Origin of the sequence: Vibrio sp. F13 (assembly GCF_020806305.2) — a bacterium.
Taxonomy (GTDB): domain Bacteria; phylum Pseudomonadota; class Gammaproteobacteria; order Enterobacterales; family Vibrionaceae; genus Vibrio; species Vibrio crassostreae_C.
In genome coordinates, this window is sequence record NZ_CP170175.1 from 3,073,012 (window position 1) to 3,087,797 (window position 14,786).

At 44.3% G+C, this 14,786-nt stretch carries 13 protein-coding genes; 9 read left to right on the forward strand and 4 right to left on the reverse strand.

The window, feature by feature from the left end; all coding sequences use genetic code 11:
• Positions 1 to 153 precede the first annotated feature (153 nt).
• The 7 genes from LMH68_RS14150 to LMH68_RS14180 all read left to right on the forward strand — a co-directional run bounded on the left by LMH68_RS14150 (position 154) and on the right by LMH68_RS14180 (position 5,522).
• The gene (locus LMH68_RS14150) at positions 154 to 897 is read left to right on the forward strand and encodes a sporulation protein (protein ID WP_136978508.1); all 744 of its coding nucleotides are present in this window, start codon (positions 154 to 156) and stop codon (positions 895 to 897) included.
• A gap of 383 nt (positions 898 to 1,280) precedes the next feature.
• Positions 1,281 to 3,209, forward strand: a complete 1,929-nt coding sequence (gene thrS / locus LMH68_RS14155; RefSeq protein ID WP_017059786.1) for a threonine--tRNA ligase — start codon at positions 1,281 to 1,283, stop codon at positions 3,207 to 3,209.
• A 2-nt stretch (positions 3,210 to 3,211) separates the two neighbouring features.
• Positions 3,212 to 3,763 (forward strand): translation initiation factor IF-3, encoded by a 552-nt coding sequence (infC, locus tag LMH68_RS14160; protein ID WP_076654893.1) that lies wholly within the window; start codon positions 3,212 to 3,214, stop codon positions 3,761 to 3,763.
• 104 nt (positions 3,764 to 3,867) lie between these two features.
• The gene (rpmI, locus tag LMH68_RS14165) at positions 3,868 to 4,062 is read left to right on the forward strand and encodes a 50S ribosomal protein L35 (RefSeq protein ID WP_004738430.1); all 195 of its coding nucleotides are present in this window, start codon (positions 3,868 to 3,870) and stop codon (positions 4,060 to 4,062) included.
• Positions 4,063 to 4,104: 42 nt separating this feature from the next.
• Positions 4,105 to 4,458 carry a 50S ribosomal protein L20 gene (rplT, locus tag LMH68_RS14170; protein ID WP_004733517.1) on the forward strand — a complete coding sequence of 118 codons (354 nt, stop codon included), beginning with the start codon at positions 4,105 to 4,107 and terminating at the stop codon, positions 4,456 to 4,458.
• A 231-nt stretch (positions 4,459 to 4,689) separates the two neighbouring features.
• A complete protein-coding gene (gene yqfB / locus LMH68_RS14175; protein ID WP_017063603.1) occupies positions 4,690 to 5,004 on the forward strand; it encodes a N(4)-acetylcytidine aminohydrolase in 315 nt (104 codons plus the stop codon).
• Positions 5,005 to 5,072: 68 nt separating this feature from the next.
• Complete coding sequence (locus LMH68_RS14180) at positions 5,073 to 5,522, forward strand: hypothetical protein (protein ID WP_017063604.1); 450 nt, start codon at positions 5,073 to 5,075, stop codon at positions 5,520 to 5,522.
• A gap of 81 nt (positions 5,523 to 5,603) precedes the next feature.
• On the opposite strand, the gene LMH68_RS14185 is transcribed toward LMH68_RS14180, so the two are convergent.
• From LMH68_RS14185 to LMH68_RS14200, 4 genes are all read right to left on the reverse strand, one after another.
• Positions 5,604 to 6,842, reverse strand: coding sequence for a leucine-rich repeat-containing protein kinase family protein (locus LMH68_RS14185; protein WP_229647055.1), 1,239 nt, complete (start codon positions 6,840 to 6,842; stop codon positions 5,604 to 5,606).
• A gap of 115 nt (positions 6,843 to 6,957) precedes the next feature.
• Complete coding sequence (locus tag LMH68_RS14190; protein ID WP_229647054.1) at positions 6,958 to 8,532, reverse strand: ABC-F family ATP-binding cassette domain-containing protein; 1,575 nt, start codon at positions 8,530 to 8,532, stop codon at positions 6,958 to 6,960.
• A gap of 523 nt (positions 8,533 to 9,055) precedes the next feature.
• The gene (locus tag LMH68_RS14195) at positions 9,056 to 9,634 is read right to left on the reverse strand and encodes a TetR/AcrR family transcriptional regulator (RefSeq protein ID WP_017066051.1); all 579 of its coding nucleotides are present in this window, start codon (positions 9,632 to 9,634) and stop codon (positions 9,056 to 9,058) included.
• Entirely contained in the window at positions 9,631 to 11,067 is a 1,437-nt protein-coding gene (locus tag LMH68_RS14200) for a coniferyl aldehyde dehydrogenase (RefSeq protein ID WP_229647053.1), read from the reverse strand. Before LMH68_RS14200 ends, LMH68_RS14195 begins: the two co-directional genes overlap by 4 nt.
• A 562-nt stretch (positions 11,068 to 11,629) precedes the next feature.
• Between LMH68_RS14200 and speA the strand changes: the two genes are divergently transcribed.
• Together speA and speB are read left to right on the forward strand one after the other, a co-directional pair.
• A complete protein-coding gene (gene speA, locus LMH68_RS14205) occupies positions 11,630 to 13,537 on the forward strand; it encodes an arginine decarboxylase (RefSeq protein WP_267868937.1) in 1,908 nt (635 codons plus the stop codon).
• On the forward strand, positions 13,537 to 14,463 hold the full coding sequence (gene speB, locus LMH68_RS14210; RefSeq protein WP_136973983.1) for an agmatinase: 927 nt from the start codon (positions 13,537 to 13,539) through the stop codon (positions 14,461 to 14,463). The genes speA and speB overlap by 1 nt, the downstream gene beginning before the upstream one ends.
• The last annotated feature ends 323 nt before the right edge of the window (positions 14,464 to 14,786 follow it).

The following is a 14,786-nucleotide window of genomic DNA, read 5'->3' on the forward strand; positions in this document are numbered from 1 at the left end:
GAGTAACGGAATTTTTCACGATTTCAACATTTCCTCGGGCAATGTGACCTTATTCAACATAGATGGGGCAAATTGCTTGATTCTGTGAGGCAAGTGTCGCAAATTGTCACGTAATAACTATTCGTAAATCAGATGATTAGAAAGGGAAATAATATGTTTAAGAAATTAAAGGCCTCGTTGGGCATCGGTGCAGCAAAGGTTGATACTGTCTTAGATAATATTGAAGTTTTCCAAGGTGGAGAGTTGTCTGGCAATGTTCACATTGTTGGTGGCGACGTTGAGCAACAAATCGACTTGATTAACTTGGTTCTCAACACAGAAGTAAAAGTAGAAACGGAAGACAGTACCAGCTACGAAACCTTTTCACTGGGTCGTATTCAAGCGGTAGAGCCTTTCGTTATCCAACCGGGCGAAACCAAACTGGTTCCATTCCGACTTAAGTTAAATGATGAAACGCCAGTCACCGCGTTGAACGCACAAATGAACCAATGCCATGTGTGGGTTGAAACCAACCTAGATATAGGCTTCGCGATTGACCCTAAAGACCGTGACTTTATCTCCGTACACCCACTGCCAACAGTTGCTAAAATCATCCAAGGCGTGGAAGCATCCGGTATGGCAATGGTGAAAGCTGACGTAGAGAAGGGCTTCTTAAAAGGCAACAACTTTGCTTCTCGTTCGGGTTGTTACCAAGAGATTGAATTTCGCAGCGGCGGTTTCATGAATAATAAAGAGATCGAGCTGTCATTCATCGTTGAAGGCTCAATGGTTCACTGCCTAGCAGAAATCGATCGCTCAATGAGCTTCCGTGGCGATCAATACATCTCATTCAGCTTGCCTGCGAACGCTGCCGATTCAGACATTCGTAACGCTGTATCAAGAATCATGAGTGCGTAGTTCCCTTTCTGTTAGTAGTCGCTTTTTCTATTAATAGAGACAAGACAGTACGATTTCTATAGCCGAACTTATCCGTTCGGCTTTTTTGTATTGTAGATAAAGCCAACGAATTACTGATTGAACTATGGGTTAGGCGTTAGAAGGATCTATATAGAAGAGACATTTCAGTCATATAGTTTTGTGGTGCTGCGGGACTAACATTGTCATTTCATATTATTTCGTTACAATGTTCGGCTACTCACAGATGTGGCATCTGTATTTGCTTCTATGTGGGTATATTTATTATGCATATATCCCCAATCAGCGTACTCGTTGATTGAAAGACATATATTAAACATTTTCATGTGTTGCTTGGTGTGCAACACCACTGTAAAGGACAAATAATGCCAATTATTACTCTTCCTGACGGTAGTCAGCGTCAATTTGACAACCCTGTATCAACTCTAGATGTTGCCCTATCAATCGGTCCTGGTCTTGCGAAAGCTACCATTGCTGGTCGTGTAGACGGCGAGCGTGTTGATGCTTGTGATCTTATCGAAAACGATGCAAGCCTAGAAATCATCACAGCTAAAGATGAAGTTGATGGCCTTGAAATCGTTCGTCACTCTTGTGCTCACCTTTTAGGCCACGCGGTTAAGCAGCTTTTTCCAGAAGCGAAAATGGCGATCGGTCCTACTATCGATAACGGTTTCTACTACGATATCGATCTTGAGCACTCTCTAACGCAAGACGATCTAGAAAAGATCGAAAAGCGCATGAAAGAGCTAGCGAAGACCAAATACCAGGTTGTTAAGAAGAAAGTTAGCTGGCAGGAAGCTCGCGACGCATTCGAAGCTCGCGGCGAGACTTACAAGATTGAAATCTTGGACGAGAACGTTTCTAAAGATGATCGTCCAGGCCTGTACCATCACGAAGAATACATCGATATGTGTCGTGGTCCACACGTGCCTAACATGAGCTTCTGCCAGCACTTCACTCTACTTAACGTAGCGGGTGCATACTGGCGTGGTAACAGTGACAACAAGATGCTTCAACGTATCTACGGCACTGCATTCCACGACAAGAAGGCACTTAAAGCTCACCTTGTGCGCCTAGAAGAAGCGGCTAAACGTGACCACCGTAAAATCGGTAAAGCGCTTGACCTATTCCACATGCAGCAAGAAGCACCAGGCATGGTGTTCTGGCACCACAACGGTTGGACTATCTTCCGTGAGCTAGAAGTATTTATTCGTCAAAAACTGACTGAGTACGATTACCAAGAAGTTAAAGGCCCATTAATGATGGACCGTGTTCTTTGGGAACGCTCTGGTCACTGGGATAAGTACGCTGAAGCGATGTTCACTACTTCTTCAGAGAACCGTGAATACGCTATCAAGCCAATGAACTGTCCTGGTCACGTTCAAATCTTCAACCAAGGTTTGAAATCTTACCGTGATCTACCGCTACGTATGGCTGAGTTCGGCTCATGTCACCGTAACGAGCCGTCTGGCGCACTTCACGGCATTATGCGTGTTCGTGGCTTCACTCAAGATGATGCTCACGTATTCTGTACTGAAGACCAAGTTCAACAAGAAGTTAAAGCTTGTATTGAAATGGTTTACGATACTTACACAACTTTCGGCTTCGAAAGCATCGTTGTTAAGCTATCTACTCGTCCAGAACAGCGTGTAGGTTCAGACGAAATGTGGGACCGTGCAGAGGCTGACCTTAAGCAAGCGCTAGAGGCAATGGACATTGCATACGAGATTCAAGAAGGCGAGGGTGCGTTCTACGGACCTAAGATTGAATTTACTTTGCATGATTGTTTGGACCGCGCTTGGCAATGTGGTACAGTGCAGCTCGATTTTGCATTACCAGAACGTTTAGGTGCTACTTACGTAGGTGAAGATAACGAGCGTCACACGCCAGTTATGATCCACCGCGCGATTTTAGGTTCACTAGAACGCTTCATTGGTATTCTTATTGAAGAATACGCTGGCTTCTTCCCAACGTGGTTGGCGCCAGAACAAGCAGTTGTAATGGGCATTACAGACAAACAGTCTGAATATGTACAAGAAATTACGAAAAAACTGCAAAAAAGTGGATTTAGAGTCAAAGCAGACTTGAGAAATGAGAAGATTGGCTTTAAAATCCGCGAACATACTTTGAAACGTGTACCGTTCATGCTTGTGTGTGGTGACCAAGAAATGGAAGCCGGCGAAATTGCAGTACGTACACGTAAAGGTAAGGACCTTGGCAAATTTAAAGTGGATGACTTTATTTCATACATCCAAGCCGAGGTTTCAAGCCGTAAGCTCAATCTGGAGGAATAGCTATTAAAGGCGGAAGACGTGGCCAACAACCGGCCAAACAAAACCAGCACCGTTTAAACGGTGACATTCGTGGCGTTCGTGAAGTGCGTCTAACTGGCGCAGACGGCGAAGCTGTTGGTGTAGTATCAATCGCTGAAGCGATGGAAGCTGCAAATGAAGCTGGTATGGATCTTGTAGAGATCAGCCCTAACGCCGAGCCGCCAGTTTGTCGTGTGATGGACTACGGTAAGTTCCTCTTCGAGAAGAGCAAAGCTGCGAAAGAGCAGAAGAAGAAGCAAAAGCAGGTTCAGATCAAGGAAATTAAATTCCGACCTGGAACTGATATTGGAGACTATCAGGTAAAACTACGCAACCTGACTGGTTTCCTAGAAGACGGCAACAAAGTGAAGGTAACAATTCGCTTCCGTGGCCGCGAAATGGCTCACCAAGAAATCGGTGTTGACGTTCTTAATCGTTTGAAAGCGGATACTGAAGAATTTGCAGTAGTCGAATCTTTCCCAACGAGAATTGAAGGTCGCCAGATGATCATGGTGTTGGCCCCTAAAAAGAAGTAATTAACGGCTTTGCAAGTAATTGAACCCTGCAGCCTCAGGTTGTGGGGTTTTATTCGCCCTAATTACTATGTTATTAACAACTCAACAATGCGGAGTTATTCATCATGCCTAAGATGAAAACCAACAAAGGTGCTGCTAAGCGTTTCCAGAAAACTGCTGGTGGTATTAAGTTTAAGCACGCTGGTAAACGTCACATCCTGACTAAGCGTACTACTAAGAACAAGCGTCAGCTACGTCCGAACTCGATCCTTCCTAAATGTGAAGTTGCTCAAGTTCTACGTATGATGCCATACGCTTAATTCTTTTTAGTTTATAAATTCGTTTAGTTTAGGAGAAGCATAATGCCTCGCGTAAAACGTGGTGTACAAGCTCGTGCACGTCATAAGAAAGTTCTAAAACAAGCTAAAGGTTACTACGGAGCACGTTCACGTGTTTACCGCGTAGCTTTCCAAGCAGTTACCAAAGCTGGTCAATACGCTTACCGTGACCGTCGCAACAAGAAACGTCAATTCCGTCAACTTTGGATTGCACGTATCAACGCGGCATCTCGTCAAAATGGTCTATCTTACAGCCGTTTCATCAATGGCCTAAAGAAAGCATCTATCGAGATCGACCGTAAGATTCTTGCTGACATCGCAGTATTCGACAAAGCAGCATTTGCTGTTCTAGTTGAAAAAGCGAAAGCATCTCTATAATTTAGAGTTAGCTTAAAGGTTTAAGAAAAGGAGAACTTCGGTTCTCCTTTTTTATTGCCTGTAATTTGGCTTTGCCATACTCTCTCGCATCTCGCATCTCGCATCTCGCATCTCGCATCTCGCATCTCGCATCTCGCATCTCGCATCCCGCACCTAATTTTTATTCGCTTGAACACGCATTCTGGTATATAAACATTTACCTAACCTTTAAATGTAAAGCGACCGAAATAAATGACCGCACCGACCACTATGACGTTCTTCGAACGTTTTGAAACTGACATCCTATCTGGCAAGAAGACGATTACTATTCGTGATGAATCTGAGCGAGACTACCAGCCAGGCAGTGTTGTGGAAGTATCGACGCTAGAGCAAGACCGTGTGTTCTGTAATCTTAAGATCATCAGCGTTGAGCCAATTTTGTTTGATGACTTAGGTGAGTTCCATGCTCAGCAAGAGAACATGACGCTGCAAGTACTGAAAGACGTGATTCAAGATATCTACCCGGGTATCTCTCAACTGTATGTGGTTTCTTACGAGCTTGTGTAGCCCGCTTTAAATAGAATTTGTTGATCAATACTGCGTCTAACGCAGAGCAATGATAAAGGGAAGCCACAATGAGTGAATTACAGAGCGAAACAGTTCAGCAAATTTTGCTTCAACTTTATTGTCGTGAGCAAAATGAGCAGCCGTTAATCTCTAGAACTGATCTCGACATTGCTCTTTATGATAGCGAAGGCTTTCTAGCGTGGCGTGACACAAGGCGTAACTTTACGGTCAGTGATATCGAGAATCGAGTTTGGGTGAAGAGCTGCCCCGGCGGTTACATCACTGAAGTGCACTTCAATGCTGACGGTTCTTTGATTGAATATCGTTTGTTCGACCGATTTGAAACAACAGGGCAGTGGCAACTAAAAGACGGTTTGTTACACGTCGAGATTCTGAAGGGTGAGAACTGCTACCAGTTTGCTGTTGTGGCTCGTGCTGACCTTAATATTCACTCTGCGGTTGAGTATAAGAGCGGAGAGCTGCATTCGTACTTGAAGCTTGTTCAAGTTGAAAGCTAAACGCTGGTTCGTTTAATTAGCATATAAAAAAGCCAACAGTGATGTTGGCTTTGTTGTCTTCAATCTGACTGAATACTTCTATTAAGCTTCGAAGTTCGCCAATCGAGTATAAAGCTCGCTGTCTTGATCTTGCTTTGCACAAATCGTCAGTAGGTCTTCAATAAAGTACTTCAATGCACGTGCTTCAATTCGGCGAATACCTTGTTGATGTTCTTCAGTTAGGTAGCCGTAGATAGTCGCAGCGCCAAAGTCACCAAAGATCATCTGACCTTGTTCGTTCACTAAAGTGTTGTGAGCGTATAGATCACCATGAGAGACTTTATTGGCATGAAGGTGTTCAAACACATCAATCATCTGCTCTGTAATGCTATTGATTTGAGCAATTGAAAGTTCGAAACCTTCTGGGAAAGTATCACGCGTGCAAGTCTCGAGTGTTGGTGGTAGCCCTAGGTTGTAGTAGCTGTTTGGAATGAGTTCCATCACCAAAGCTAGGTAATCTTGTTCCTCTACTTGGGCGATAGATTTTACCAAGTTGTTATGGTGTCCAGCCTGCAAGCACGCTTCCAGTTCATCATGTGGGTAGCCGTCACTGGTGACTTCGCCTTTAAACACTTTAACCGCCACTTCCTGTGGAAAATCGAAGTCGCTGTTTAGCCAGCTTGCATGCGAGATCACGCCAGATGCGCCTTGGCCAAGTACTTGATTCAGTGAATAGCTTTGAGAGCTAACCGCAGGCACGCTATCTAAGCTGCTAGGGTGTTTGCAAAACGGGTTACCCGCAAACGCTAACCAAGCCAGTTTTGGTAGCTTGATAAGGAACTCTGGGAATTCAGTCAACTGGTTTGCAGACAGGCGAACTAGCTCAAGGTTGGATAGGTTTTCCATGCTTTCTGGTAACACGCGAATCTTGTTACCCGCCAATGCCAGTTTCTGTAGTCGCGGTCTTTCACCTAGTGAGCTAGGCAGGGCCTCAATCTCATTGTCGGTCAGGATCAACCAGCGTAATTGAGGTGGTAGAGATACTTCACTTACGGTTTTGATTTGGTTGGTCTTGAAACCGATCATTTCAAGCTTAGGAAGTGACCCAAGAACATCAGGCAGGTGCGTAAACAGGTTATTCGACGCGAAGATAATACGCAGGTTAGTTAGCTTTGATAACTCGGCTGGTAGGTCTGACAGCTGATTACCTGAAAGGTCTAGGATCTCAAGAGAATCTGCAAGCTCTATGATTTCTAGAGGGAACTCTGTGAGACCTTCTGATAGTTTTAGACGCTTAATACCTTTAAGTTGCCCTGATTTTAATTGTTCTAGAGTATGCAAACCTTAGCCTTATGAATAGATGTTCGAGGCGAGTAGTTTACTTGTCTCAACCGAGAAAGGCGAGTATCCGGAAGAATACTCGCCTAACTAAGCTCAGTGAACGAATTTACGAAGGTTAAAGCTGTATATGGTTTTGGCTAACGCCGACCTCCTCAACAAAATCGCTATCATGACTGACCAAGATGAATGCGCCTTGGTATTCACGCAGAGCCGAAGCCAATATTTGCTTCGAGTCTATGTCCAAGTGATTGTCTGGTTCATCAAGCAAAAGAAGTGGGGCATCCTGTTTATGGCTGACGATCAACATCGCCAGCTTCATTTTCTCGCCACCACTGAGGTGATCGACTTTTCGATATACCGAGTCACGCCTGAATCCAATTCCCGCTAGCAGTGTTCGCGCGTCGCTCTCTGTTAATACAAAGCTATGCGTTATTAAACTATCGAACATCGTATCGTTGGTGTCTAACAGGCCAAAGTGTTGATCCAAATAGACGGTCGCCCCTAAGCGCTTAATCGAGCCTTTATAATTGGCGTGTTGACCGTGAATCGCTTTTAACAGTGTCGACTTTCCACACCCGTTAGCACCGGTTAGATAACACCGTTCCCCTTGTGATAAAGAGAAACTGATTGGAGCACCAGAGCCGTAAATAAGGCGGCAGTTTTCAACGGTTAACAAAGAGCTCTTTTTACTGTTATTACTCTGTTGTAGATACAAGGCCTGTGGTTTTAGTTGTTCCTTTTGTTCTTTAAGAGATTGAAGCTTATGTTGGTTTTGGTCCTTTAAGTTCTTTTGACTAGTGGCTGATGCTCCTTGCGTTCGTCCTGCTTTATCTTTCATCGCATCCAATAATATCTTGGGTTGGCTACCGGACTTTCTGAGTCGATTACCTTGAGACTCACGTTGCTGTGCTTTTTCCTTATTAGCTTGAGCTTGGCGCTCCAGTCGTTTCTTTTCGGATTGGTGATGTGCAATCTGTTTATCTAGTGCATCGGCCTGATTCGACATTTGTTTGAAGTAGTCATCGTAGTTTCCTTTATAGAAACGTAACCCCAAACTGTTGAGATGGTAGATACCTTCCATTTGTCTCAATAAGCTTCGATCATGGCTGACGACAAGTACCTTACCTTCAAACAACTGGCATTGTTCTAGTAGCCAATTGCGTCCGTCGTTATCCAAATGGTTCGAAGGCTCATCGAGGATCAGTATGTCGTTATTTGATACGAATAGCTGATGAAGCTGTAACAGGGCGAGTTGCCCACCACTCAAAGAGCAACAAAGTGTGTTCAAATCACGAGTGATCTTTAATGTACCTAGCAACTGCTGGGTACGCGCCTCCAAATCCCAATCATCGCCAACGATATTGAAGTGCTGCAGTTCACAGCTACCTTGTTCTATGGCGCTTAACGCTTCTAACTTTTCGGTGAGTCCTAAGAAGTCAGCGATGGTGATGTTGGTATCCAGTAGCGTTGATGGTAACTGAGAGTAAAAGCCGATTGAACCTTGGCGCGAAACACTGCCCGTTGTGGGCTGTTTTTGTCCAACGAGCAACGAAAGTAACAATGACTTTCCAGCCCCATTTCTTCCGACTAGGCCTGTGAGGCGAGTGCTCAAATTAAAGGTGATGTTTTTGAATAACCACTCACCAGTATCGAGTTGGAATGAGAGATTATTGGCTAATATAGTCGGCATAGAAATACCTCCCTTTACGTGTAAACGAGTAAAAGGGGTGAGGCGCTTTTCTGTGCAAGCTCCTGCTGGATGCTAACAACAGATCGCCAAAGGCGTTACTTAGATAGATTACCAATGAAAGAGAGAAAGCGGTATTGAGATGGTTCCTGTCTTTGAGGTACTGATCTTAAAGATGTTTGTTTGTCAAAAAACGGATCTTTAAGAGCTTGATTTGTCGCGAAAATAGATGATGAAGTAACGCCCACTAACCCCGAGTGTCCAAATGATTTTTATAAAAATAAATCGGATGTCAGGATGTTAGTACTTCATTATGGCGTTATTCTCTTTTGAAATGATGGTGGGATGGTACTGAAAGAAAGTACTCTGAGTCAATATGTTGAGGTGATTAAATTGTGTTCAAATAATTAAAGCGCCTTTGTGGCGCTTTAGTGATCATTATTGGAAATCAGTTGAGTCTAGAACTTATATCTTTGGGTTTAGAGCTTAGAGCTTAGAGCTTAGAGCCTTGGGCTTAAAGCTAAAGCTACTTGGTTTGCCCACCAACGGCGCGCCAACACATATCAAAGCTATCGTTGATGTACTTCGATGTTTGCTCTGGTGGAGACTCGCTTTGTTCAATCAGCCAGTTTGCACAAATCAGAAAGTGGCTATGAATGAAGTGTCTAACAAGGTTAATGTCCAACACCATCAATTCACCATCTTGTTGCCCTTTCAAAATGATCTCGTCTAGCGATGCGAACATCTGTGAAACAATCACTTCTCGAGTTTGAGTCGTTGGGTCGAAATGAACATTGGTGAAGAACTTCATCGCAACCGGATTCTCTAATGCCCACTCAATTCCTGTGATCCACATGAACTTAAAGGTTTGGTAGCGATCTTCTACAGCCACATCAGTGTGCGGTTGAAGGGTCGAGAATAGCTCTAGCTTCAGCTCGCGAAACAGTTCATCAATCAATAGAGATTTATTCTCGAAGTGGTGGAACAACGTCGCTTTTGCCACGCCGGCTGTTTTCGCTATTTGTCCGGTAGATGTGCCCTCTAGCCCTTGTTGAGAGAAGAGCAGGAGTGCAGCATCTAGGATTTTTTGTCTTTTGGTGATCATCTATTGAGTACTTTGAACATCAGTTTCTTGATTGGGTTGTTGTAAGGAGGATGCATTAACTTGGTGAAGTTGATTTTTCCTCTACTTAGAACGGTTTTGGCATGGCTAAGGGTCTTGAAGCCCTCAATGCCGTGATAGTGTCCCATGCCTGAAGGGCCGATGCCACCGAATGGTGCGTCTTCTGCAGCCACATGCACCAAAGAATCATTAATACACACGCCGCCAGAGTGCGTGTCTGATAAAAGCTTGTCTTGGGTTTCTTTATTATGGCTCATTAGGTACAGAGCCAGTGGGCGTTCTCTCTCTGTGATGTAATTGATTGCTTCTTCGATGGAATCATAAGGCACGATAGGCAAAACAGGACCAAACAGCTCTTCTTGCATCGCGAGCATCTCATCGTTCACTTCGGTGAGAAGGTGCGGCGTCATTCTGTGGTTTACATCGTCTTGTGCTTGTTCGGTTACCGTGTGAATAACCGCGCCTTTGGCTTGTGCGTCTTCAATGACACCTTTCAAGCGATTGTATTGGCGCATGTTGATCACTGAGGTTAAGTCTTTGCTCTCAATACCGGCTTTATAAAGCTTCTTGAAATAACGCTTATAGGCTGTGATGAACTCGTCTGATTTTTCTCGCGGCAATAAGATGTAATCAGGCGCTACACATATCTGGCCAGCGTTTAGACTCTTGGCAAACAAGATACGTTCAACAGCGTCAGCTACATCAAAGTCAGGGGCAATGATGGTTGGAGATTTGCCGCCTAATTCCAAGGTAACTGGTGTTAAGTTGTTAGCCGCTGCTCTCATAACGTGTTTACCCACAGCGGTTGAGCCTGTGAAAAGGATATGGTCAAACGGCAGTTGGCTAAATTTAGCGGAAACGTCAGCTTCGCCTTCGATAATCGCAACCTGATCTTCACTAAAGCCTTCGGCCAACATCGCTTTTAAAACTCGGTTGGTCGCTGGAGTAAACTCCGACATCTTGAGCATCGCCGTGTTGCCCGCTGCTAACGCTGTGATCATAGGGCCTAAAGAGAGCATGACTGGGAAGTTCCAAGGCACGATGATACCAACCACACCTACTGGCTGATAATGCACAGTAATCTTGGCTGGTGTTAGCATCAAGCCGGCTTTTCGACGTGAAGGCTTCAACCACTTCTTCAGGTTTTTATCACTGTAATTGATCTGGTGTAGGGAAGGGGTGATGTCAGCAATTAAGCTGTCGTGCTCTGCTCGATGGCCATAATCTTCTGATACCGCTTCAATTAACTGCTCTTGGTAGCGCATTAATAGTTTTTTCAAGACTGAGAGATCATTTCGTCTCTGATCAAGTGTTGGATTAACGTTGTTACGGTAGTGATCTTGTTGTCGGTTGAATATTTGATCCATGTCGTTGGTGCTCGAAGTGTTTGGTTCAAGGTCTAGATTATGGCTCATAGTATCCCCTAAATTCGAAGGCTGACCGATTGGTTGGTCAGTTAAAATTACAAGAAGATTGAACCGAATACAAGATATGCGCGAGAAAAGTTCAAAAATTGAGCGGTTACAACATTGAAGTGAGCGAGTTCTAGTAGGAAGAATGAAGTGTTTATCGGCATCGAATCGCGGGACACAAGCTGTGTTGGTGATAGCGAGAGTTCAGATTGTGAAGTGCTTATATTTGTCACAACTCTGACTTAACCTCACTCAATTTACTAAAAATCTTTTGGTTTCTGCACATTTTTTCTCCCTAATTTAATGTGAGAAATTGCTTTATATTTAATGCGCTTCAGCCTGTTTTTTACCCTAAAACCTTGTAATTCCTTACCTGTCATTTTAAGTCGATCTGTCGATAAAAAAAACGTAATCGTCACCACAAATATCAATGGTTGGACTCGCTCTTAATAATATCGGTTAATGCAGCCAACAAATCGTTTTTGAACGCTTTTTGTTGGGTTATACCTCGCTATTCCAAAGAGGTATCTTCTGTCGATGGCCCTATAGTGTGAGGTCTCTAGAATTGGAAAATTCGGTTAATTTGGAACGCATCCGTGCTGAGTATAATGTAAAGCACTGGAGCCAAGGTTTTTATGGAATTGATGATAACGGTGAGGTGTATGTTTCACCGAGCGAGATGGATCATCAAGTCCCACTAAGTAAGATCGTAAAACAGTTAGAGCAAAGAAATATTGGTTTACCTGCTCTTGTGCGTTTTCCTCAAATAGTGCATCAACGTGTGCACAATATCTGTAACGCATTTAACCAAGCGATCGACGAATATCAGTACGACAATCGTTACCTACTTGTTTATCCGATTAAAGTTAACCAACAAAAAGAAGTGGTTGATGAGATCTTAGCGAGCCAAGCTCAATTAGAGCAAAAGCAGCTAGGACTAGAGGCGGGCAGCAAACCTGAACTATTAGCGGTATTGGCGCTGGCTCAAAAAGCGAGCTCTGTGATCGTGTGTAACGGTTACAAAGACAGAGAATACATCCGTCTTGCGCTGATTGGCGAAAAGCTAGGCCACAAAGTCTTTATCGTTCTAGAGAAGTTGTCTGAGCTTGATCTTGTTCTTTCTGAAGCGAAAGCACTTGGCGTAAAACCTCGTTTGGGTTTACGTATTCGTCTTGCTTCTCAAGGTGCAGGTAAATGGCAAGCAAGTGGTGGTGAGAAGTCGAAATTCGGTTTGTCTGCATCACAAGTGCTTACTGTTATCGAACGCTTGAAAGCCGAAGACCAGCTGGATGTACTTGAACTCGTGCACTTCCACCTAGGTTCACAAATGGCAAACATTCGTGACGTGCGAAATGGCGTGAGTGAAGCGGCTCGTTTCTACTGTGAACTGCGTGATATTGGCGCTCAACTGAAGTTCTTAGATGTTGGTGGTGGCTTGGCAGTCGATTACGACGGCACGCGTAGCCAATCTTCAAACTCAATGAATTACGGCTTGCTTGAGTACGCTCGTAACATCGTGATGACAGTAGGGGATATTTGTAAACTCTACAATCAGCCACAACCTGTGATTATTTCGGAGTCTGGTCGCTCACTGACTGCGCACCATGCTGTGTTGATCACCAACGTGATTGGTACTGAAAGCTACTCACCGGAAGACATGGCGGCTCCAGAAGCTGACGCGCCAATGTTGCTCAACAACATGTGGAAGAACTTCTTAGAGCTAGATGCGGGCAATGATGACCGAGCGTTGATTGAGATCTACAACGACACTCAGAGCGATATTGCAGAAGCGCACAACCAATTTGCGACCGGTATGCTGAATCTTCAGCATCGTGCTTGGGCAGAGCAAATGTCTTTGCGTATTAACTACGAGCTTAGCACTCGCATGAGCACAAAGAACCGTTACCACCGTCCAATTTTGGATGAGTTGAGCGAGCGTTTAGCGGACAAGTTCTTCGTGAACTTTTCACTATTCCAGTCATTGCCAGATGCTTGGGGTATTGATCAGGTGTTCCCTGTATTGCCACTGAGCGGTTTAGATAATGCGGATGAGCGTCGTGCTGTGGTGTTGGACATCACTTGTGACTCTGACGGTACGATTGACCAGTATGTTGATGGTCAAGGCATTGAAACAACATTGCCAGTGCCAGCGTGGAACCCAGATGAACCATACCTAATGGGCTTCTTCCTAGTAGGCGCGTACCAAGAGATCTTGGGCGATATGCATAACCTATTTGGTGATACGCACAGTGTTGTGGTGAATGTTGATGAAAGCGGAGAAGCGAACATTGACTACATCAACGAAGGCGACACAGTAGAAGACATGATGCGTTACGTTCATATCGATATGGACCTAATTCGTCAGAAGTACAAAGAATTGGTCACTGCGAAAGTACCAGCGCAAGAGCAGCAAAGCGTACTTGAAGAGTTAGAGCAAGGCTTGATGGGTTACACCTATCTTGAGGATTTTTAATGAACGATCTATTTACGAAACCAGATTACTCGCTGTACTCCAATGCGATGACGTTTATGCGTCGTCCATTGGTGCAAAATCCAATCGACAACGATGCTGATGTGGTTGTGTTAGGTGCGCCGCTAGATATGGCGACGTCCGGTCGTCCGGGTGCTCGTATGGGCCCTGATGCGATTCGTCGTGCTTCTGTGAACTTGGCGTGGGAAGGCAAAAAATTCCCGTGGGACTTCAATGTATTTGAACACACCTCGGTCATTGATGCTGGCGACCTTGTGTTTGATTGCGGTGATGCAGAAGACCTAACTCAACGTTTAGAAGCAGCTGCTGATGCGATTCTAAACAGTGGTAAAACTCTGTTAGGTTTAGGTGGCGATCACTTCATTACACTGCCTTTGTTAAGAGCATATGGCAAGAAGTACGGTGAGATGGCTCTGATTCACTTCGACGCGCACACTGACACTTACAGTCAGGGTAGTCGTTACGATCACGGTACTATGTTCTACCATGCGCCAAATGAAGGTTTAATTTCGCCTGAACATTCAGTGCAAATTGGTATTCGTACAGAGTACAAGCAGGAAGGGCACGGCTTTAACGTTATTAACGCGATGCAAGCGAACGACATGAGCGTGGACGATATCATTGCTCAAGTGAAAGGTATTGTTGGTAATAAGCCAGTGTACTTAACGTTTGATATCGATTGTCTGGATCCTGCTTTTGCTCCGGGTACCGGCACACCAGTATGTGGTGGTTTGAACTCAGATAAAGTGCTCAAAATCATCCGTGGCTTACAGGGTATCAACATGGTTGGTATGGACGTTGTAGAAGTGTCTCCTGCCTATGACCAAAGCGAAATTACGGCATTGGCTGGTGCGACGATTGCTCTCGAGCTGCTTTACGTCTGGACTGCAAATCGCCTTGCTAAATAGTTGTGTGTCATTGCTAACAGCATAACGCTATATACTGATTTTAAAGCCCACTAAGGTTCAACTTAGTGGGCTTTTTTTGGATACCTCGAAATATCCATTTGCAACTTCTACTCATTGTCCCTGCATACCCATTCAATACTCTAGCTGTTGTATATGTAATTGACGCCATATACGGTGTTTGAACAGTTTCTCATCAGCTTTATGCTGCACCTTGTCTCAAATATGGGATTTAGTTCTTCTTTGGGGTTTAGGTATATATCGACCCTATCAATCGCCCATAAATCCTAATGATTTATCAACTTTATTACTGTATATATTTATAA